This is a genomic window from Embleya scabrispora (assembly GCF_002024165.1).
GTDB classification, from domain to species: Bacteria; Actinomycetota; Actinomycetes; order Streptomycetales; family Streptomycetaceae; genus Embleya; species Embleya scabrispora_A.
Map to the genome: position 1 here is coordinate 1,899,461 of NZ_MWQN01000001.1, position 21,163 is coordinate 1,920,623.

Annotated in this window: 14 protein-coding genes; 10 read left to right on the plus strand and 4 right to left on the minus strand. The window is 70.6% G+C overall.

All coding sequences use genetic code 11. From position 1 onward, the window contains the following. Window positions 1–79: 79 nt before the first annotated feature. From B4N89_RS08235 to B4N89_RS08245, 3 genes are all read right to left on the minus strand, one after another. On the minus strand, window positions 80–2,422 hold the full coding sequence (locus tag B4N89_RS08235; protein ID WP_078975243.1) for a [protein-PII] uridylyltransferase: 2,343 nt from the start codon (window positions 2,420–2,422) through the stop codon (window positions 80–82). 107 nt (window positions 2,423–2,529) lie between these two features. After that, the gene (locus B4N89_RS08240; protein ID WP_078975244.1) at window positions 2,530–2,868 is read right to left on the minus strand and encodes a P-II family nitrogen regulator; all 339 of its coding nucleotides are present in this window, start codon (window positions 2,866–2,868) and stop codon (window positions 2,530–2,532) included. Further along, window positions 2,865–4,178: an ammonium transporter gene (locus B4N89_RS08245; protein ID WP_078975245.1), complete on the minus strand. Its 1,314-nt coding sequence runs from the start codon at window positions 4,176–4,178 to the stop codon at window positions 2,865–2,867. The genes B4N89_RS08240 and B4N89_RS08245 overlap by 4 nt, the downstream gene beginning before the upstream one ends. Window positions 4,179–4,811: 633 nt before the next feature. On the opposite strand from B4N89_RS08245, the gene B4N89_RS08250 reads away from it, so the two are divergent. From B4N89_RS08250 to B4N89_RS08290, 9 genes are all read left to right on the plus strand, one after another. Further along, complete coding sequence (locus B4N89_RS08250; RefSeq protein WP_078975246.1) at window positions 4,812–5,762, plus strand: ABC transporter permease; 951 nt, start codon at window positions 4,812–4,814, stop codon at window positions 5,760–5,762. Then, window positions 5,759–6,661 carry an ABC transporter permease gene (locus B4N89_RS08255; protein ID WP_078975247.1) on the plus strand — a complete coding sequence of 301 codons (903 nt, stop codon included), beginning with the start codon at window positions 5,759–5,761 and terminating at the stop codon, window positions 6,659–6,661. Before B4N89_RS08250 ends, B4N89_RS08255 begins: the two co-directional genes overlap by 4 nt. A gap of 129 nt (window positions 6,662–6,790) precedes the next feature. Beyond that, complete coding sequence (locus B4N89_RS08260; RefSeq protein ID WP_201260811.1) at window positions 6,791–7,879, plus strand: ABC transporter ATP-binding protein; 1,089 nt, start codon at window positions 6,791–6,793, stop codon at window positions 7,877–7,879. Continuing rightward, window positions 7,876–9,009, plus strand: coding sequence for an ABC transporter ATP-binding protein (locus B4N89_RS08265; protein ID WP_235618523.1), 1,134 nt, complete (start codon window positions 7,876–7,878; stop codon window positions 9,007–9,009). The genes B4N89_RS08260 and B4N89_RS08265 overlap by 4 nt, the downstream gene beginning before the upstream one ends. A 211-nt stretch (window positions 9,010–9,220) precedes the next feature. Then, on the plus strand, window positions 9,221–10,822 hold the full coding sequence (locus B4N89_RS08270) for an ABC transporter substrate-binding protein (protein ID WP_143657897.1): 1,602 nt from the start codon (window positions 9,221–9,223) through the stop codon (window positions 10,820–10,822). A 339-nt stretch (window positions 10,823–11,161) separates the two neighbouring features. After that, on the plus strand, window positions 11,162–12,778 hold the full coding sequence (locus B4N89_RS08275) for an ABC transporter substrate-binding protein (protein ID WP_143657898.1): 1,617 nt from the start codon (window positions 11,162–11,164) through the stop codon (window positions 12,776–12,778). Window positions 12,779–13,017: 239 nt separating this feature from the next. Next, entirely contained in the window at window positions 13,018–14,601 is a 1,584-nt protein-coding gene (locus tag B4N89_RS08280; protein WP_078975251.1) for an ABC transporter substrate-binding protein, read from the plus strand. Between the two features lie 146 nt (window positions 14,602–14,747). Beyond that, the gene (locus tag B4N89_RS08285; RefSeq protein ID WP_078975252.1) at window positions 14,748–16,334 is read left to right on the plus strand and encodes an ABC transporter substrate-binding protein; all 1,587 of its coding nucleotides are present in this window, start codon (window positions 14,748–14,750) and stop codon (window positions 16,332–16,334) included. Window positions 16,335–16,690: 356 nt separating this feature from the next. Next, window positions 16,691–18,232: an ABC transporter substrate-binding protein gene (locus tag B4N89_RS08290; RefSeq protein ID WP_078975253.1), complete on the plus strand. Its 1,542-nt coding sequence runs from the start codon at window positions 16,691–16,693 to the stop codon at window positions 18,230–18,232. 57 nt (window positions 18,233–18,289) lie between these two features. On the opposite strand, the gene B4N89_RS08295 is transcribed toward B4N89_RS08290, so the two are convergent. Beyond that, complete coding sequence (locus B4N89_RS08295) at window positions 18,290–19,795, minus strand: hypothetical protein (protein ID WP_078975254.1); 1,506 nt, start codon at window positions 19,793–19,795, stop codon at window positions 18,290–18,292. 291 nt (window positions 19,796–20,086) lie between these two features. Here B4N89_RS08295 and B4N89_RS08300 point away from each other — a divergent pair, with 291 nt between their 5' ends. Continuing rightward, entirely contained in the window at window positions 20,087–20,776 is a 690-nt protein-coding gene (locus B4N89_RS08300; RefSeq protein WP_078975255.1) for a bifunctional DNA primase/polymerase, read from the plus strand. Window positions 20,777–21,163: the final 387 nt, after the last annotated feature.

A 21,163-nucleotide genomic window follows, 5' to 3' on the forward strand; every position in this document is an offset into this window, starting at 1 on the left:
TCGGGCCCAGCCTAACCGCCCACCGGGTGGTCGTGACGGGGGCACGCGTCCCGGTTCCGCCGGCGGCGGGCCGAACCGGTCACGGCGCCAGCGCCTTCTCCAGGGTCCTGGCCAGGCCGCGGGCCTCGGCGGCGGCCAGCGGCGCGCCGTCGGGGTCGACCACGTAGAAGGCGTCCACCGCGTCCGCGCCGTGGGTACCCACGCGGGCCTGCCGGACGCTGACGCGCGCGTCGGCGAGGGCCCGGCCGATGCGGTGCAGCAGGCCGGGGCTGTCGGGCGCGCGTACCTCCAGGACCGTCGCGGTCGCGGACGCGTCGGGGACCACCTCGACCCGGGCGGGGGCGCGCGGGGCGCCGCGCCGGGGCGGGTAGGCGGCCTCGCGCTTGGCCAGCCGGGCGGCCACGTCGAGCCCGCCGTCCAGGGCCTTGCGCACGTCCTCGCGCAGCGCCGCCGGGTCGGGCAGCCGGCCGAACTCGGTCTCCACCGTCCACACCGTGACGCCGAGCGCGTCGACCACGTCGATCGCGGCCGAGCGCACGGTGAGCCGGTGCAGCGCGAGAACGCCCGCCGCCAGCGCCAGCAGGCCGACCCGGTCGGCGGCGGCGATGGTCACCTCGGCGCCGAACGACAGCGGCTCCAGGCGCACCACCGGCAGGTCGCCGGACACCTCGGCGAGCACGATCCGCTCGGCCGGCAGCGCGAGCGCGGCCGGTGCCGGGCGGCCGGCGAACACCGCCCTGGTCCGGGCGACGAGGTCCCGGACCAGGGCGTCCCGCCAGTCGCTCCACGCGGCGGGTCCGGTGGCGGCGGCGTCGGCCTCGGTGAGCGCGTGGAGCAGTTCGAGGGTTTCCACGTTGCCCACCGCCTCGGCGAACGCCGCCACGGTGGTCGGGTCGTCCAGGTCGCGCCGGGTCGCGGTGTCCACCAGGAGCAGATGCCGGCGCACCAGCGTGCCGATCACGTCCACGTCGTCCTTGGCGAAGCCCATCCGCGTGGCCGCCTCGCGCGCGATCACCTCGCCGCTCACGCTGTGGTCGCCGGGCCAGCCCTTGCCGATGTCGTGCAGCAGCGCGGCCACCAGGAGCAGGTCGGGCCGGGCCACGCGGCGGGTGTGCGCGGCGGCCTCGACCGCGGTCTCGATCAGGTGCCGGTCGACCGTGAAGCGATGCACGGCGTTGCGCTGCGGCCGGCAGCGCACCCGCTCCCAGTCCGGCAACAACCGGGTGATCAGCCGCCTCGACTCCAGCGCCTCCCACACCGGCAGCACGTCGCGCCCGGCGCCGATCAGCGCCACGAACGCCTCGCGCGCGTCGGCCGGCCACGGATCGCTCGGCGGCGGGCACTCGTTCGCCAGCCGCTCCACGGTGTGCCGGGACAGCGGCAACCCGGCCCGGGCCGCGGCGGCCGCGGCGCGCAGCAGCAGCACCGGATCCCGGGCGGGCCGGGCGGCCTGGGCGAGCACCACCTCGCCGGCGTGCTCGACCACACCCTCGGCCAGCGGCGTGCGCGCGGACACCCCGGAGCGTGCCCGGCGCAACCGGCGCAGCCCCGCGCCCGCCTGGCGCGCGGCCAGCACCCGGGAGACCTCGCGCCAGGTCACGTCGCCGGCGTAGGCCAGCGCCCGGGCCGCCTCGGAGACCCGGCGCAGCAGGGTGTCCGCGTCGAGCAGGCCGAGCCGGCGGGCCACCGCGTCCTGTTCCTGGAGCAGCAGCCGGTCCGCGCCGCGCCCGGTGACCAGGTGCAGCGCGTCGCGCACGTCGAGCAGGGTGGCGCGGGCGGCGTCCACCTCCTCGTGCGGGGCGTCCGCGATCCAGGAGGCGGAGATCGCGCGCAGCGCGGTGGCGTCGCGCAGCCCGCCGCGGGCCTCCTTGAGGTCGGGTTCGAGCAGGAAGGCGACCTCCCCGTGGCGTTGCGCGCGCTCGCGGCCGGCCCGGTGCAGTTCGGGCAGCCGCTCGACCGCGGCGGCGCGCCACGCGGTGAACATCGACGTACGCAGCGCGGCGGTCGGTTCGGGGTCGCCGGCGATGTGCCGGATGTCGAGCAGGCCGGTGTGTACCCGCAGGTCGTCGGCGGCCGCCCGGCGGGCCTCGTCGGGGGTGCGCACCGCATGGTCGAGGGCGATGCCGGTGTCCCAGACCGGGTACCAGATCGCCTCGGCGAGGTCGGCGACGCCGGCGTGGCCGTGGTGCAGCAGGACCACGTCGAGGTCGCTGCCCGGGGACAACTCCCGGCGGCCGTAGCCGCCGACGGCGACCAGGGTCACGCCCCGCGACGGGGCGCCGGCGGCGGTGAACAACTCGGTCAGCCAGCGGTCGGTCAGCGCGCAGAGCGCCTGCCGGCGGGCGGCGCCGGCGGGGCCGGCCGGATCGGCCAGGAGGTCGTCCCGGGCCCGGGTATAGCGCGAGCCGGCGGTCGGTTCCATGGTGACTGCTCCCTCGTTCACGGGCTTCGGCGCGCGCTCGACCCGAAAGGCCGATGGCCGGACCCGTTCCCGAACACTCGCTTCGGGGCGGGACCGGCCATCGGGTCCTACAGGGCTTCCGGGCCGCGTTCGCCGGTGCGGACCCGGACCACGCTGTCCACGGGGACGATCCAGGCCTTGCCGTCGCCGATCTTGCCGGTGCGGGCGGCCTTGACCAGGACTTCGAGCAGTTCCTCGGCGTCCTCGTCGTCGGCGAGCACCTCGATGCGGACCTTGGGCACGAGGTCGACCTGGTACTCGGCGCCCCGGTAGACCTCGGTGTGGCCGCGCTGGCGGCCGTAGCCGCTCGCCTCGGTCACGGTGAGGCCGTGCACGCCGAACGCCTGGAGGGCGTTCTTGACGTCGTCGAGCCGGTGCGGCTTGATCACCGCCGTGATGAGCTTCACGCATCCACCTTCGTGTCGGCGGGTGCCGCGGCACCCGCGCCCGTAGCGGTGCCGATGCCCGCCGTCGGTCGGGTGGAACCGCCGAGAGCGGCGAAGTCGTACCCGGTCTCGGCGTGCTCGACCCGGTCGATGCCGGCCACCTCGTCGTCCTCGGACACCCGGAAGCCGATGGTCTTGTGGATGACCGTGCCCAGGATGTACGTGACCACGAAGGAGTAGCCGAGGACGGCACCGACGCCGATCAGCTGCTTGCCCAGCTGGTCGAAGCCCCCACCGTAGAACAGGCCCTTCGCGTCGCTCTGGACGTGACCGGTGGCCAGCAGGCCGGGGGCGAGCGAGCCGATGATGCCGCCGACCAGGTGCACGCCGACCACGTCGAGCGAATCGTCGTAGCCGAGCCGGTACTTCAGGCCCACCGCCCACGCGCAGACCGCGCCGGCGACCAGGCCCAGGGCGATCGAGCCGAGCGGGCTGAGCGCGCCGCACGCGGGGGTGATCGCGACCAGGCCGGCGACCGCGCCGGAGGCGGCGCCGAGGGTGGTCAGGTGTCCGTCGCGGATCTTCTCCAGGAACAGCCAGCCGAGCATGGCCGCGGCGGTGGCGATCTGGGTGTTGATCAGGGCCCGTCCGGTGACGCCGTCGGCGGCCAGCCAGGAGCCGGCGTTGAAGCCGAACCAGCCGAACCACAGCAGCCCGGCGCCGATCATCACCAGCGGCAGGTTGTGCGGGCGCATCGGGTCGCGCTTGAAGCCGACCCGCTTGCCGACCACCAGGACCAGGGCCAGTGCCGCGATGCCCGCGTTGATGTGCACGGCGGTGCCGCCGGCGAAGTCGATCACGCCCTTCTCGAACAACCAGCCGTCCGCGGCCCAGACCCAGTGCGCGACGGGGAAGTAGACCAGGGTGACCCAGAACGCGACGAACAGGGCCCAGGCGGTGAACCTGGTGCGGTCCGCGACGGCGCCGCTGATCAGTGCGGGGGTGATGATCGCGAACATCAGCTGGAAGGCCGCGAACACCGTGACCGGGATCGTGTAGCCGTCCCACAGTTCCGCGACCCCGATGTCGCGCATGCCGTACCAGTCCAGGTTGCCCACAACCCCGCCGAAGGCGTCCGTGGAGAACGTCATCGAAAACCCGTAGAGCACCCACAGCACCGTCACGACAGCCAGGCAGATGAAGCTCATCATCAACATGTTCAGGACGCTCTTCACGCGGACCATGCCGCCGTAGAAGAACGCCAGCCCGGGCGTCATGAGCATCACCAGTGCGGCGCTCAGGAGTACGAATGCGGTGTTACCCGTGTCCATACTCTGCCTCTCTTCTCCGTGGCCCCGGCCGACCTCCGGGAGCTCATGGGAAGGAGCTTCGGGGTGTGAGGTTTCACGCCGTGGCGCCCGGTGTTTCGCCGGTGTGACGCTTGCCGCACGAGTGTTTCCGGCGGATGAACGTCCGCTCACGCCCCCGGCCGGCCGGATCCCGCCGTCACCGGGAGCGTTCGGGGCGGTCACCGGGAGCATCCGGTGCGTCGGCCCGCGGCGGACGAGCCGGTCACCGAGGCCGCCCCGGCCGGTCGCCGTGAGTGTCCGAGGGGTGTCCTGGAGGGAAGCGGAACACGGCCCGTCGACGACATCTGACGCACCGTCAGTTAGCTGCTCTCCACACCTTGTTCCCGCAGGTCGACACGTGCCGACGGCGGGCGGCGCGCAGGCTCGCGAGGGGACGTTTTCGACCCGCTAACGGTTGCGGTGAATCCATTGACATTGATCGCGCCCACTGCCGTAATTAATCACCGCGCTTAACTGACGACCCGTCAAGGCACGTGTCACCACCGGTGATCCGGCCGACCCGGGCCTCGTCGCCCGGGCGCGGGTGCACCATCGCACGGAATGCTCAACAGACCTCGTCAACCGACCAGACCAGCGAGAGGGGGTGACACCGTCGTGTTGCGCCTGCTCGGTCGCAAGTTGCTGGCCCTGATTCCGGTGCTGTTCCTGGTCACCTTCGCGACCACGGCCCTGCCCGACCTGGTGGACGGTTCACCGGTCGCCCAGATGCTCGGCCCCGGTTCCACGCCGCAGGACCTCAAGGACCTGGAGCACGAGTTCGGGTACGACAAGTCGCTGCCCGTCCGATACGTGACCTGGGTGGGCGATGCGCTCACCGGCGACCTCGGGGAGTCCCTGAAGACCCGGACCTCCGTCATGGACGGCATCGCCGAACGTTTCCCCGTGACCCTGGAACTCGCCGTCTTCGCCCTGCTCATGGCCCTGATCGTGGCCGTACCGCTGGGCGTGTGGACGGCCGCCAAGGCCGGCGGCCGGGTGGACCGCGTGATCGGCGGCGTCTCCTCCGGACTGCTGTCCATCCCCACCTTCGTGAGCGTGTTCATCCTCGTCTACTTCTTCGCCAACCCGAAGATGATGCTCGCGTTCAAGCCGACCGGATGGGAGTACATCTCGGTCGACTTCGCCAAGAACATCGAGTTCGCGTTCCTGCCCGCGCTCGCCCTCGCGCTCGCCGAGATCCCGCAGTTCCAGCGCCTGTTGCGCAGCGACATGCTGGCCACGCTGCAGGAGGACTTCATCCTCACCGCGCGCTCCAAGGGACTGTCCACGCCGTACGTGCTCTTCCGGCACGCGTTGCGGCCCTCGTCGTTCTCGCTGCTGACCGTCTCCGGGCTGACCCTGGGCCGGTTGATCGGCGGTACCGTCATCGTCGAGTCCTACTTCGCCATCCCCGGACTGGGACAGGGCATGTACCAGGCGATCAACGGCAAGGACATCCCCGTGGTCCAGGGCACGGTCGTGGTCATCGCGCTCATCTACGTACTGCTCAACACGCTCGTGGACATCGGCTACTCCCTCATCGACCCGAGAGTGAGGGCCCGATGAGCACACTCGAAACCGCCCCCGCCGTCGGCGCGACCCCCGCGACGGTGGCCGCCGCCAAGACCGGCAAGGCGCGCAAGCGGCCGAGCTTTTTGCTGTGGTTCGCCATCGCGTGGATGGCGATCGTGCTGCTCGGCGCGCTGCTCAGCCTCGTCGCCTCCGGCGTCTTCCCGCACGGGTACGACAAGGCGTTCGGCGAGGCCAAGCAGGCACCGTTCGGCAGTTGGCCGGAATTCCTCGGCACCGACGGCCTCGGCCGCAGCCACCTGACCCGGCTCGCCTTCGGCGCGCGCGTATCGATGATCGTCGCGCTGGTGTCGGTCGTGGTCGGCGTGCTCGTCGGCGGCCTGCTCGGTTTGGTCGCCGCCTACTTCCGCGGCGTCACCGAGATGGTCATCGACCTGTTCTCCGACGCGCTGCTCGCCTTCCCGCCGCTGATCCTGCTGCTCGCGCTGTCCTCGGTGTACGAGCCGTCGCAGACCAGCATCACCGCGGGACTGGCCGTGCTCACCATCCCCGGCTTCACCCGGCTGACCAAGGCGAGCGCGATCGCCCAGTCCAACCGCGAATACGTCACGGTGGCCAAGGCGATGGGGGCGGGTCCGGGTCGGATCATCTTCAAGGAACTGCTGCCCAACACCTTCCCCGCGGTGATGTCCTACTCGGTGATCGTGATGGCCGTGCTGATCGTCGCGGAGGGCTCGCTGTCCTTCCTCGGGCTCAGCATCCCGCCGCCGATGCCCAGTTGGGGCGGCATGATCAACTCCGCGAAGGACGATCTGTCGCTGTATCCGTCCCAGGTGTTCGTGCCCTGCGCCGTGCTGTTCCTGACCGTCTTCTCGCTCAACGTCATCGGCGACCGGCTGCGCGCGAAGTTCGACGTCCGCGACACCAAGCTGTAGCCGCGGCACCGGCGACGGCCGCCCCCGAACGGCCGTCGCCGGTGCCCTGCTTCGACCCCATCACACAGACGGGACCGCTCTCATGAATGGGATCCAACGGCCGCGCGGCACGAAGGTGGCGTGGTGACCATGGCGGAGCCAACCACGACCGGCTCGCCCATGCCGGACGAACCCCTGCTGCGGGCCGAGGACCTGCGGGTGCACCTGGACACCCCGCGCGGCCTGCTCAAGGCCGTGGACGGCGTGTCGTTCGCCATCGAACGCGGCGAAACCCTCGGCCTGGTCGGCGAGTCCGGCTCGGGCAAGTCGATGCTGGTGCGCTCGCTGATGGGCATCTGCCCCTCGATCGCCAAGATCCAGGGCAGCGTGCGCCTGGACGGACGCGAACTGGTCGGGGTGCCGCGCAAGGAGGCCCGGAAGATCTGGGGCAACCGGATCGCGATGGTCTTCCAGGACCCGATGACCTCGCTCAACCCGGTGTTGCGGATCGACCGCCAGCTCACCGAGTCGATGCGGCTGCACCTGGGCCTGGGCAAGAAGGAGGCGGGCGAGCGGGCGATCGAACTGCTCACGCTGGTCGGCATCCCCGAACCGCTCAAGCGCTCCCGGCAGTACCCGCACCAGCTCTCCGGCGGCATGCGCCAGCGGGTGACCATCGCGATGGCGCTCGCCTGCGACCCCGACGTGCTGATCGCGGACGAGGCCACCACCGCCCTGGACGTGACCGTGCAGCGGCAGATCCTCGACCTGCTCCAGGAGATCCAGGCGGAGCGCGGCATGGGCATGATCCTGGTCAGCCACGACCTGGGCGTGGTGGCCGGACGCACCGACCAGATCGCCGTGATGTACGCCGGTCGCATGGTCGAACACTCGCCCACCGCCGAGCTGTTCGCGCATCGCCGGCACCGCTACACCGAGGCCCTGCTCGGCGCCGTGCCGCGCCTGGACGTGCCGCGGGACCAGCGGCCGCGCGCGATCCCGGGCAGCCCGCCCGACCTGATCACGCTGGCCTCCGGGTGCGCGTTCGCGGCCCGCTGCGGCGCGGCCGACGACCTGTGCCGCGCGCAACGCCCCGAGTTGGGCGAGGACCTGGGCACGCACCGGTTCGCCTGCCACCACCCGGTCGGCACCGACGCGCCGGCCGGCGGCGGCGCCGACGCCGCCTCGGGCACCGGCGCCGACGAGAAGCCGTCCCTGATGAAGGAGACCCCCGCATGACGGCCGACGACACCGCGCCGGGCGCGCTCGCCCTCGACGACAAGCCCGCGGCCGCCACGGGTACCGACCCGCTGCTCACGGTCACCGACCTGGTCCAGCGTTTCCGAGTGCCCGGCGGGATGATGAACGCCGTCGCCGGGGTCAGCTTCGAACTCGGCCGCGGCCGCACCCTCGGCCTGGTCGGCGAGTCCGGCTGCGGCAAATCCACCCTCGCCCGCGCGATCCTGCAGCTGACCAAGCCGTCCGAGGGCTCGGTGCGGTTCGACGGGCAGGAGTTGACCACGCTGCCCAAGGCGGGCCTGCGCACCATGCGCCGGCGCATCCAGATGGTGTTCCAGGACCCCATCTCGGCGCTGAACCCGCGCCGCAAGATCTTCGACATCGTCGCCGAGGGCCTGGTCATCTCCGGTCTGCCCGCCGAGCAGATCCGCCCGCGCGTGGAGGCGGTGCTGCGTCAGGTGGGGCTGGACCCGGAGCTGGTCTCCGATCGCCGGCCGCACCAGTTCTCCGGCGGCCAGTGCCAGCGCATCGCCATCGCCCGGGCCATGGTCGTCGACCCCGACCTGCTGATCTGCGACGAGCCGGTGGCCTCGCTCGACGTGTCGGTCCAGGCGCAGGTGCTGGACCTGCTCGACGAGATGAAGCACCGCACCGGCGTATCGATGATCTTCGTCGCGCACGACCTCGCGGTGGTGCGCAACATCAGCGACGACGTCGCGGTGATGTATCTGGGCACCATCGCCGAGACCGGGGACACCGCGGCGATCTACGACACGCCCGCGCACCCGTACACCCGGGCCCTGCTGGACGCGGTGCCCGCGCCCGACCCGGCGGCCGCCCCGTCCGGTCCCGCGCTCGGCGGCGAGATCCCCTCGCCGATGAACCCGCCCAGCGGGTGCCGATTCCGCACCCGCTGCCCGATCGCGCGCGCGGAGTGCGCCGCGCATGTGCCCACGCTGCGCGAGATCGCGCCGGGACACCGGGTCGCGTGTCACTTCCCGCTGGTGGGCGAGGCGGCGGTGTTCGCCGAAGAGGCGATCGCCGACGCGCCCAAGGCCGAGGCGGCGCCCGCCGCCGCGGCGGCCGAACCCACTCCGGAAGCCGGGCGCGAGGCCCCGAAGCAGGGCTGACGCACGGTCGAGCGACGCGGTGCGGCCCACGACCGGCCGTACCGCGTCGCTGTGCGTACACGGCCGTGTCCGGGGCGGTCGATCGGGGCCCGAATCGGGCATCCCGCCCTCGGAGCGACACGTGTCGAGCTATAGCCTCACGGCGCTGACCGCGCTGTTCGCGCGGCAACCGGCCTCCGGCCGGCCTGCTCCACGCATGAGGACGTTTTCTGTGGCACACGCACGACCTTTCGCCCTTCGGGCCCGCCGCCGCGCCGCCGCCGTCGTCGCGGTGATCGGCCTGCTGGCCGCGGCCGGCTGCGGCTCCGACTCCGGTGAGCCGCCCAGCGCGGTGGGCACGCCCCGGGCCGGCGGCTCGCTGGACATCCTGGCCACCTCCGACGCGCGCAGCCTCGACCCCTTCCTGCCCTCCTACGCCGCGCAGGCCGACGGCAACCGGATGGCGGCGCTGTACGACAGCCTGTTGTGGACGAACCCGGTCACCGGCTCCGTACAGCCGCAGTTGGCGGAGAGCCTGAACCCGGTGGAGGGCAGCGGGAACAAGATCTGGAGCCTGCGCATGCGGCCCAATCTGAGGTTCACCGACGGCACCGTCTTCGACGCCGCGGCGGTCAAGATCAACTGGGACACGCACGCGGTGCCCACCACCAACTCCCGCCAGCGCGACGCCACCGTCGGGATGAAGAGCCAGATCGGCGCGGACGCGCTGGAGTTGCGGATCATCCTGGACAAGCCGAACGGCAACTTCGACCGCCTGGTCGCGCGCAGCCTGTCCTTCATCGCCTCGCCCAAGGCGATCGCCGAGGGCGTCGACAAGCTGGCCGAACACCCGGTCGGCGCCGGTCCGTTCATGCTGGCCCCGGGCGGCTGGGTCAAGGGCGACCATCTGACCCTGGTGAAGAACCAGACCTACTGGCAGGGTCCGACCAAGCCGTATCTGGACTCCATCACGTTCCGCTACGAGTCGAGCGGCACCGCGGCGGTCGACCGGGTCAAGAAGGGCAAGGCCGACGTCGCCAACGTCAGCGACGCGTTCACCCTCAAGGCCGCGCGCGCGGCCGGGATCGGTATCGAGTCCCTGGCACTGTCCGGCGGGCAGCTGCTCAGCTTCGACACCTCCGGCGGCCCGACCGCCAACCCGGACGTGCGGCGCGCGATCGTACTGGCGCTGAGCAGCGAGGAGATCAACCGGCGCGTGTTCGGCGGCGCCGGCACCCCCGCCCGCGGCATCTTCAACCAGGCCACCGCGCTGGCCAATCCGCAACTGTCGGCGCCGGAGAACAAGCCGCAGCAGGCGGCCGAGCTGTTCGCCAAGGTGACCGACAAGGGCGCCAAGCCGATGCGGATCAAGTTCATCGCGCCCAAGAGCGCCGCGATCGACGAACTCGGCCGCTACATGAAGGAGACGCTGGAGAAGTTCCCCGGCGTCACTCTCGACGTGGAGACCGCCGACCTCTCCGAGTTCGTCAAACGATCGAATCTGGCCGACGCGTTCGACGTCAAGGTCAGCCAACTCCTCGCGGACGACCCGGAGCCGGTGGTCTACCAGTACCTGCACCGCGGCAGCCCGGGCAACTGCTGCTTCTACGGCGACGACGCGGTGGACCGCTCGCTCGACGAGGCGCGCAACACCACCGACCCCTCCCGCCGGCGCGCCGCCTACACCCAGCTCCAGCTGCAGTTGGACCGCGACATGCCGCTGTGGGTCTACCAGGAGGCGGTGGTCGCGGGCGTGTTCCACTCCGGGATCACCGGCGTGCAGCTGTGCAACGACGGCATCTTCCTGTTCGACCGGCTCGGCAAAAAGGGCTGACCGGTCATCGGAAGTACAACGGTGACCCGATCTTGATGGACCCGTTCGCCGGAAGGCAGTAGAAAGGGACGGCGCCCTTACCAGTCGGTTCGTGGAGGCCGGGAATCATTCCTCGATTCCCGGCCTTCACGCATCTCGTCTCCAGGTCGCAGACAGTCGAGTACTCCCGTACACCCCGTACCACCGCACGACAGCACAACCGCACGGACGCACCACCATGCTCCACCCGGGGCACCGTCGCCCTCTCCCCCCGAGTCGGCCGGCGCCCCCGGCACCAAGCACGTCCGCCGCCCGGGCCCGGTTGCCCGGACGGTCCGTCAGGTGAAGGTTGGCCTTGCAGTGACTCGTACTTCCCTGTTGTCCCTTCGATCCTCGTGTCGTACCCGCCGCCGGATAGTCGCGCTGATCGCGGCGACCGCGCTGGCCGGCGCCCTCGCCGGCTGCGGGAACGACGACGACACCAAACCGTCGGCCGCGGGCACGCCCAAGCAGGGCGGCTCGCTCACGATGAGCCTTCCGGGCGACTCCACGAGCCTGGACCCCTTCTCCACCTCGTATGTGAACGTCGCCGACGGAAGTCGGATGTCCGCGCTCTACGACTCGCTGGTGTGGACCGATCCCACCACCGGCAGCGTGCGCCCGCAGCTCGCCGAGTCGCTGGCCGTCCTCGGCACCAAAGCCGACACGTGGCGACTCAAGCTCCGCCCCAACGTGAAGTTCAGCGACGGCACGGTGTTGGACGCCGAGGCGGTCCGCTTCAACTGGGACCGGCACAAGGACCCCAAGGTCGGTTCCTTCCAGCGGGGTGCGGCGAGCAACATCCTCTCGCTCACCGTCACCGACCCGCTCACCCTCGACGTCAAACTGATCTCCGAGAACGCGAACTTCGACCACCTGGTGACCCGTTCGCTCGCCTTCATCGCCTCGCCCACCGCACTGCGGGCCAGCCCGACCGGAATCGCCGACAAGCCGGTCGGCGCGGGCCCCTACAAGCTGGTGACGTGGGAGCGCGGGGTCAAGCAGACCTTCACCCGCAACCCCGACTACTGGCAGCGCGAGAAGGGGCTGCCGCACCTGGACAACCTGACCATCACCGTGGACACGGACGTCACCCACTCGGTGGCGGCGGTCGACGACGGCAAGACCGATCTCACCGTCGCGGTGGACCCCCTCGCCGTCGCGCAGGGCGAGGACAAGAAGCTCGGCGTGTTGCGGATCGGCCTCAACGGCGGCCAGATGGTCGTGTTCAACATGAACGTCGCGCCGTTCAAGGACCTGCGCGCCCGCCGCGCGTTCGTCTTCGCGTTCAGCGGCGCCGAGATCAACCAGAAGTTCTTCGGCGGCAAGGGCATCCCCGCCAAGGGCATCTTCGCGGCGTCCTCTCCCGTCGCCAACATCCAGCTGGCCGCGTCGGAGAACGACAAGCAGCGGGCGAAGGAACTCTTCGACGACGTCACCGCGAACGGCACCAAGCCGATCAAGTTCACGTACTGGGTGCCGCAGGCCCCGGCCTCGATCCGGGTCGCGGAGTACATGAAGCAGGTGCTCGGCACCTATGCCGGCGTCGAGATGGAGGTCAAGGTCGTCGACATCGCGACCTACGTCAAGACCGTCCGCGGCGGCGGCAGCACCGAATGGCAGGCCGCCCTAGGGCAGCAGTGGATCGACGACCCGGAGCCGGGCATCTACGATCTCCTGCACGGCAAGAGCATGACGAACAACAGCGGTTACGAGAACGCCTCGGTCGACACCGCGCTCGAGGACGCGCGCAGGACGACCGACCCCGCGGCCCGACGTGACGCGTACACGCGTGTACAGCTGCAGGTGAACAAGGACATGCCGTTCTGGGTGTACCAGGAAGCGGTCACCGCCGCGATCTACGCCCCCAGGATCACCGGCGTCCAGCTGATGAACGACGGCATCGTCCTGTGGGACCGGATCGGCACCACCGGCTGATCGTCGCACCCCGTCCCGCCCGGAATCCGTGACCCCGGGCGGGACGCCCCGGGCGCATCCGGGTCCGTCCCTCCCCCGAACCGCGGACGGGCCCGATCCCTCCGCCGATCCGCGCCCTCGCACCACAGCGCTACCGCACTTTCGGAACGACTGCACGACTGCACCGACGCACGACGCACGTTCGAACCCCACAGTGATAGGTAGGTAGGCCGGCAGTGGTACCCGTTAAGAAGACACCCTTGCCACCAGGACGCCGCGGCCCGCGCCGCCGGCTCTCGCTCACCCTCGCGCTCGCGGCGGCGACGGTGCTGGCCGCGGCGGGCTGCGGGCTGGGCTCTCCCGACTCCAAGGGCTCGTCCGGCGAGCCTCCGCACGGCGGTTCGGTGACGATCCTGATGCCGGGGGAGGAACGCGGGCTCGATCCGTTCACCGCGTCCTACTCCAGCGTCGCCGACTCGAACCGACTCTCCGCGCTGTACGACGTCCTCGTGTGGACCGATCCCACCACGGGCGGGGTGCGCCCGAAGCTGGCCGAGTCGCTGGTGTCGGACCAGACCTCCCGGATCTGGACACTGACACTGCGTTCGGACGTGCGCTTCACCGACGGCAGCCTGCTCGACGCCGGCACGGTCAAGGCCAACTGGGAGGCGCATCGCGACCCTTCGGTGCGTTCGCTGGTCGGCGGGCCGCTGCAGAAGGTGCAGCTGACCGAGGTGTCGGCGCTCCAGTTGAAGATCGAACTGCCGTCACCCAACGCGAACTTCGACCACACGGTGGCCCGCAACCTGTCGTTCGTGGCCCCCCGCCGGCTGGCCGCGACCCCGGAGGGCCGCTTCGAGCTCAAGCACGCGCCGGTCGGCGCGGGCCCGTTCAAGCTCAAGAGCTGGGAGCCGGGCAGGGAACTGCGCCTGGAGCGCAACCCCCAGTACTGGCAACGCGATCGCCCCTACCTGGACGAGGTGGTCTTCCGGGTCGACAAGGACGCGGAGTCGGGCAACAAGACGATCCGCGCGAAGCGGGCCGACCTCACACTGAGCACCGATCCGCAGAGCATCGCCCAGGCCCGCGCGGACGGGCTCGTCGTCGAGGACGCCCGGCTCAACGGCGGCCTGATGGTCGCCTTCAACGTGCGCAAGGGCCCCTTCCAGGACCCGAACGCCCGCCGGGCGATGGCGCTCGCGCTGAGCAGTACGGAGATCAACCGGCGCTTCTACGGCGGCCGGGACGACTCGGCGCGGGGCATCTTCGACGCCTCCTCGCCGCTGGCGAACGTCAACCTGGCCGCGCCGGAGAACCGCCCGGAGGAGGCCAGGGCGCTGTTCGCGCAGATCACCGCGAACGGGAAGAAGCCGTTCGTCTTCCGCTATCTGGTGCCCGACGCGGGCAAGATGCGGGACACCGCCGAGTACATCCGGCAGACCCTGGAGGGCTATCCGGGCGTAACCGTGATCGTCGAGGTCACCGACATGGCCTCGCTGGTGACCCGGCTGGCCGGCAACGACTTCGACGCCACCGTGTGTCAGCTGTGGGCCGACGACGTGGAACCGACGATCTATCAGTTCCTGTACAGCAAGGCCGGGTTGAGCAATATCACCGGCTACGCCAACGACATCGTGGACGCCGCGCTGGAGGACGGCCGACGCTCCACCGACGCCGCCTCGCGACGCGACGCCTACACCCGGCTGCAGAACCAGGTCAATCGTGACCTGCCGTTCTGGGTCTACTCGTCGGCGGTGATCGGCGCGGTCCACCGCTCCGACGTGGTCGGGATCCAGCTGTACAACGACGGGCTGATCCACTTCGACGCCATCGGGCGGCGCTGATGGACGGCTGACCCCACGGATCCGGCCGGGTGGCCGCCACGACGCCGCGCTTCGGGCGCCGCCGGCACCACCCGGCCGTGCACCACCGCACCACCACATCCGGTCCGAACGGGGACCGGTGTGCCTTGTGACAACGGAGGAGTCACATGAGCAAGCACCACGGCACCATCGCACGACGGCGTACGGCGGCCCTCGCCGGCGCCTCGGTCCTGGCCCTGACCCTCGCCGCGTGCGGCGGCGGGGACGACGCCGCGGGCGGAAAGGCGGACCCGAACGCCTCGGCGGGCGCGAAGAAGGGTGGCAACCTCACCCTGCTGACCGTGTCCGACGCCCGCAGCATGACGCCGTTCAACGCGTCCTACGCGGCGGTCACCGACCTCAACCGCATGCTCGCGGTCTACGACGCGCTGTTCTACGTCGACAACACGCAGAACAAGGTCGTCCCGCAGATCGGCGAGAGCCTGAAGAGCGACGACGGCGGCAAGACCTGGGTGCTCAAGGTCAAGCCGAACGTCAAGTTCAGCGACGGCACCCCCCTGGACGCCGCGGCGGTCAAGTTCAACTGGGAGATGCACGCCAAGCCGGAGGTGCTCAGCCAGCACCGCCCGGCCGCGTCCGGCCTGGGGTTGGAAGTGGCCGACCCGCTGACGCTCAGGGTCACCCTGCCGATGCCGAACGCCAACTTCGACCGCACCGTGGCCACGGAGTTGTCCTACATCGAGTCGCCCAAGCAGTACGGGATCGACCCGAAGGGCGAACGGCCGGTGGGCGCGGGGCCGTTCATCCTCAAGACCTGGAACCGGGACAGCCAGATGGTGTTCGAGAAGAACCCCGACTACTGGCAGGGCGCGGACAAACCGTATCTGGACACGCTGACCATCAAGGTGGTCAACGACGTCAAGCAGCAGGTCGACACGATCAAGGCCGGCGGCGCCGACATCACCTTCACGATCGACGCGCAAAAGACCAAGGCCGCCCAGGAGGCGGGCCTGGGCGTCACGCCGTTCACCCTCGACGGCGGCCAGATGATCGTGTTCAACACCTCGCAGGCGCCGTTCGACGACCCGCGCGCCCGGCGCGCGGTCGCGCTCGCGCTCGACCCGGCCGACCTGAACCAGAAGATGTTCGCGGGCACGGCGACCCCGGCCAAGAGCATCTTCCACAGCGGCAAGAACTTCACCGACCCCACCGCCGCGCAGCCGAGCCCGAACAAGGCCGAGGCGCAAAAGCTCTTCGACGAGTTGGCGGGCGAGGGCAAGCCGGTCAAGTTCAGCTACCTGGTCCCGGAGAACCCGACCTCCAACGCGACCTCCGAATACACCATGACGGCGCTGAACGCCTTCAAGAACGTCGAGGTCAAGCTCGACAAGGCCGAGGTCGGCAGTTACTACCTGCGACTGACGGTGCAGAAGAACTACACCGCGGCGCTGTACCAGATCTGGTCCAGCGACCCGGAACCGATCCTGTTCAACAGCCTGTTCTCGCAGACTCCGCTCAACTTCACCGGCTACAAGAGCCCCGAGGCGGACGGGGCGCTGATCAAGGGCCGCTCCACCACCGACGAGACGGTGCGCAAGGCCGCCTACGCGGATCTGCAGAAGGCGCTGGTCAAGGATCTGCCGATGCTCGCCTACCAGGAGGCGGTCACCAACATCATCTCCGGCCCCCGGGCCGTGGGTGTGGTCGGCGTCCAGGACGGTGGCATGCTGATGGACCGGGTCGGGCTGAAGTAGCCGATCCCTCGCGCCGGATCGTTCCCGGCCGGATCCGACGCATCGTCACCGACGGTGTCCGGGAGGCCCGTTCGCACATCGCGGACGGGCTTTCCCGGCCGGTTCCGCGGGGCCGTGCGGGGCGAGGTTCCGACACGATTCAACGACTGCCTGTAACGATGTAACAGATCGGCGTACAGGTCGTGCATGTTGCGCCGAGTGGATCTACGGTGTGCCGCACGCAGTACCGATTCGGCAGTCCCCGCTCCACGCTCCACGCTCAAGGCTCCCGGCACCACTTGTGTTGTTCCCCGGCGGAGGTGGCAAGAACGTTGTCTGCACGACGCACGACCGCACGTCGCACTGCTCTGGTCTCGATGACGCTGGCTCTCGGCATCACGGCCACCGCGTGTGGCGGTTCGGACGACTCGAAGTCCTCGGGCGGCAATCAGTCCGCGGTCCAGGGCGAGGCCAAGTCCGGCGGCAGCATGACCATGCTGGCCGTCCAGGACTCCGCCTCGCTCGACCCGTTCAAGGCCTCCTCGGTCGCGGTGGCGGACGAGCCGCGCCTGGCGGCGCTGTACGACCCGCTGTTCTACATAGACAAGGACAACTCGGTCAAGCCGCACCTGGGCGAGGCGCTGACCACCTCGGACAACGGCAAGACGTGGCTGCTGAAGCTCCGTCCCGGAGTCGTGTTCTCCGACGGAACGCCGCTGAACGCCGAGGCGATCAAGGTCAACTGGGACATGCACGCCCGGGCCGACGTGCAGTCGCTGCACCGCCAGATCGCCGCCGGGCTGACCACCAAGGTGGTCGACCCGACCACCGTCGAGATCACCCCGCTCGGCATGCCCAACGCCAACCTCGACCGGGCGATCGCGATCGACCTGACCTACATCGCCTCGCCCGCCTCGCTGGCCAAGGGTCCGGACGAATACCGTAACCGGCCCGTGGGCGCGGGCCCGTTCAAGCTGGAGAGCTGGACGCGCGGCAGCCAGCAGGTCTTCGTCAAGAACGACAAGTACTGGCAGAAGGACAAGGGTCTGCCCAAGCTGGACAAGCTGACCATCAAGAACGTGCCGGACATCAAGCAGCAGTACAGCACCGTCACCAGCGGTGGCGCCGACGTGTTCGTCAGCTCCGACAACGCCACCATCGCGCAGGCGGAGAAGGAGATCGGCGTCGTCCAGCGCACGGTCGACGGCGGCCAGATGATCCAGTTCAACATGACCCGGCCGCCGTTCGACGACCTGCGGGCGCGCCAGGCGATCACGCTGGCCCTGGACCCGGCGGGCATCCCCAAGACGCTCGCCAACGGCTACGTGCCGGCGAAGGGCTTCTTCGCCCAGAAGTCGCCGTTCTACGACCCGGCCGCCGTGCAGGCCGCACCGGACAAGGCCAAGGCCAAGCAGCTCTTCGACGAACTGGAGCGGGAGGGCAAGAAGGTCGAGTTCACCTACCTGCTGCCGCAGAACCCGTCGTCGGTCAAGGTCGCCGAGTGGATGCAGGCCCAGCTGGCCGACTACAAGAACGTGTCGATGAAGCTGGAGTCGCTGGAGATCGGCGCGTACGTCGAGAAGTACGCGTTCCGCAAGGACTTCCAGGCGATGCTCTTCCAGCAGTGGCTGGCCGACCCCGAACCGGTGACCTTCAACAACTGGTTCTCCAAGAGCCCGACCAACTTCGTCGGCTGGAAGAGTGACGCGGTCGACGCCGCGCTGCTGGCCGGCCGCAACTCCACCGACCCGGCGGTGCGCAAGAAGGCCGCCTCGGACCTGAGCAAGGCGATGGTCGCCGACCTGCCGGCGTGGACCTACGCGGAGTCCTCGATCGCGGCGGTCTCCAACAAGAAGGTCACCGGCGTCGTGCAGTTCAACACCGGCGTCTTCTTCATGGACCGGATCGGATTCAAGTAGTCGCACGACCCTCGCGCGCGCCGGCCCCTTCCGTTCCCCGGGAGGGGCCGACGCGCGTCACGCGGTGGGAAACGGCGCCTCGGGCAGCTCGCGCGCCACCCGGGCGGCCAGCGCGCGCACCGCCGCGTCCGCCGGGAAGGCGCCCACCAGTGCCTCGACGGTGCGCCGCAACCGCACGATCAGCCGTTCCGAGCGCACCCGGAAGGCGATCTCCAGGGCCGCCGCGGCCTGTTCCACCGCGGCCCGCGGGTTCCGCTCGATCAGGAACACGGTGGCCAGCCCCACCCGGGCGAGCGCCAGGCTGCGCACGTACTCACCGGTGTCCAGGAGCAGCCGCACCGCCTCGCCCAGCCGCTCCTTCGCCGGGGCCACGAACTCCGGCCTGGTGTAGGCGAGATCGCGGAACGCGTGACCGCTCTCGGCGAGCATTTCGGCCCGGTCGAAGTAGCGGATCCAGTCCGGCTCGAACTCCGCCCGGGTGTCGGCCAGCGCCTGTTCAGCCAGCCCCAGCGCGCGCCGACATCGGTCCGCGTCGCCGAGCGCGGCATACGCCCGGCCCTCCAGCGTGGACAACATCGCCTGGAGCGCGGTACTGCCCGTGTCCCGACTGCCGTACTGCGCCAGATGGATCAACTCCAGCGCGTCCTCGGACAGTTCGTAGTGGATCATCTGCCGCGACATCACCCCGAGCACATTGGCCCCGAACGGCGCGTCGTCGCACTCCTTCGCGGCGTGCAGCGCGAGCACCATGTACTTCTGCGCGCCCGGCTGGAGACCGGTGTCGTAGGACATCCACCCGGCCAGCAGCGCGAGTTCGGCGGTCAGCCCGAGCAGCCGGGCGCGCACGGCGGGCGGATGCTCGTCGCGCAGCAGGTCGGTGAGCCCGTTGAGCTGCCCGATCACCGCCTTGCGCCGCAGTCCGCCGCCGCCCTGCATGTCCCACCGCCGAAACAGCCGGACCGTCTCGTCCAGATGCCCGGTCGCACCCGCCGGCAGCCGCGCGAAGCGCCTCGGCCGCGCTCCCGGGACGCCCCCCGGGCGACTCGGGGCCACCGCGGGGGGCGATACCGGCAGCGGCGCCGACCAGCGCTGCAGCGGCTCGACCAGGTCCCGGCCCGCGGCCAGCCGCAGCGCGGGGCCGACGAACTCCTGGCGGCCGAGCAGCAGATCACCGCGCGTGTACTCGCCGAGGATGTCCACCACCGTCTCGAAGGTCCACGGCAGGTCCACGCCGAAGTCGCCGTGCGGCTCGTCCGGCTCGCGCAGCCCGAGTTCGTCGATGCTGACCACCCGCCCGAACCGCCGGGTGAACAGCTCCGCCAGGATCTGCGGTATCGGCTCGCGCGGCTGCTCACCGTCCAGCCAGCGGCGCACCCGCGAGGTGTCGGTGCTGACGTGCGGGGCGGACATCGCCCTCGCGTGGCGGTTCACCTGGCGCGCCAGTTCGCCCTTCGACCAGCCGCTGCGCGCGAACCAGGCCGAGAGCCGATCGTTGGGCTGCCGCCCGCCGTCCGGCTCGGGTTCGTCGGCGCACCCGCCGTCCCGCGCTCGCGTCGTCGCCACCGCATCGCCCCCATGCCCTCAGCGGTCCGGCCGGTCAGGCGTCGGGCCCCGATGGGAAACCGTACGCGCAGGCCCGTTCGCCGAACGTATTCCGACTCGCGCGCAGGTGTCGATCGATACCGCAAACGCCACGCTTCGCCACCCCGCGCGCCCGGGACGCGCTACGGGGGAGGCCGCGTTTGACTGATCGGCGACGCGGTGTCACCGACGGCTGCCCGTGCCGCCGTTCATATCGCGCGGACACCAGGCTCGTCGAGGTGACCTGATGCGATCACAGCGTAACCAAAAGTAATGAGTGCCGTTGGGGAGGACATGGACATCATGCTCGGAACGCGCCGGCGCACGCGGGCCGCACTGTGGCAGGCGGTGGCCGAGTTCGCGGAGGAACGCGGCTGGCCGGTGGCCCAGGGCGCGCATCTGGTCCGCGACGGACGCGGCATCCACTGTTCGTGCGGCCGCCGTACATGTGCCGCGCCGGGCATGCACCCGGCCGACCCGCGCTGGTCCGAACGGGCGACCGCGTCGCCGGCGGCGGTGCGCTACCTGTGGTCGCAGTGGCCGGACAGCACGGTGGTGGTCCCCACGGGTCGGGTCTTCGACGCGATCAGCGTGCCGCGCGGGGCGGGCGCGCGGGCGCTGGTGCGCCTGGAACGCATGGGCACCCCGCTGGGCCCGGTCCTGGCCACCCCGACCGGCCGGCTGGCCTTCCTGGTCGCCCCCGGAGCCGCCGCCGAACTCCCGCACCTGCTCTACCAAATGGGCTGGGACGACGCCGACCTGGACCTACGCTGCCACGGCACGGGCGACTACGTCTTCGCCCCACCGTCCCCCATGGGCATGCTGGGCCCGGTCGAATGGATCCGCCCCCCGGCCTCCGGCACCTCCACACTCCCCGAGGCCCGCCTCCTCCTGGGCACCCTGGCCTACACGTGCCACCGCCAGGAGTCCCCCACAGGCCGAGGCCTATGGCTGGCCTCCTGACGAGCCCGTCCTCGAACGCCGGACGGGCTGAGTGTCCCTACCGAGGTTTGCGCTTTTCGGCAGCGTGGGTGCCGGTGCGGGGTTGGTCCGGGTCGTGGGGTGAGCCGCCGTCGCCGGCGTGCGGGGCTCGTCTCGTGTGGCTGATTTCTCGGCGGGGCGTGGTTGTTGGTCGGCGCCGGGAAACCAGCCACACGAGCCCCGAACGCCGGTAGCGACCCACCTCACGACCCGGACCAACCCCGCACCGGCACCCACGCGACCGCCCACAGAAACCCCAGTAAGCGCCGGGCCGGCGGATTTCAGCCCGTCCGGCGTTTGAGGACGCTCGCCGCAGGCGCTACGGGCCGCAGATCGGTTACCGAACGCAACCAAATTCAGCCCGTCCGG

What these genes read in the sequence shown, in the direction of transcription:
- B4N89_RS08235 (WP_078975243.1), bottom strand. Translation starts at nt 2,422, where the DNA reads ATGGAACCGACCGCCGGCTCGCGCTATACCCGGGCCCGGGACGACCTC.
- B4N89_RS08245 (WP_078975245.1), bottom strand. Translation starts at nt 4,178, where the DNA reads ATGGACACGGGTAACACCGCATTCGTACTCCTGAGCGCCGCACTGGTG.
- B4N89_RS08255 (WP_078975247.1), top strand. Translation starts at nt 5,759, where the DNA reads ATGAGCACACTCGAAACCGCCCCCGCCGTCGGCGCGACCCCCGCGACG.
- B4N89_RS08260 (WP_201260811.1), top strand. Translation starts at nt 6,791, where the DNA reads ATGGCGGAGCCAACCACGACCGGCTCGCCCATGCCGGACGAACCCCTG.
- B4N89_RS08265 (WP_235618523.1), top strand. Translation starts at nt 7,876, where the DNA reads ATGACGGCCGACGACACCGCGCCGGGCGCGCTCGCCCTCGACGACAAG.
- B4N89_RS08285 (WP_078975252.1), top strand. Translation starts at nt 14,748, where the DNA reads ATGAGCAAGCACCACGGCACCATCGCACGACGGCGTACGGCGGCCCTC.
- B4N89_RS08290 (WP_078975253.1), top strand. Translation starts at nt 16,691, where the DNA reads ATGACGCTGGCTCTCGGCATCACGGCCACCGCGTGTGGCGGTTCGGAC.
- B4N89_RS08300 (WP_078975255.1), top strand. Translation starts at nt 20,087, where the DNA reads ATGAGTGCCGTTGGGGAGGACATGGACATCATGCTCGGAACGCGCCGG.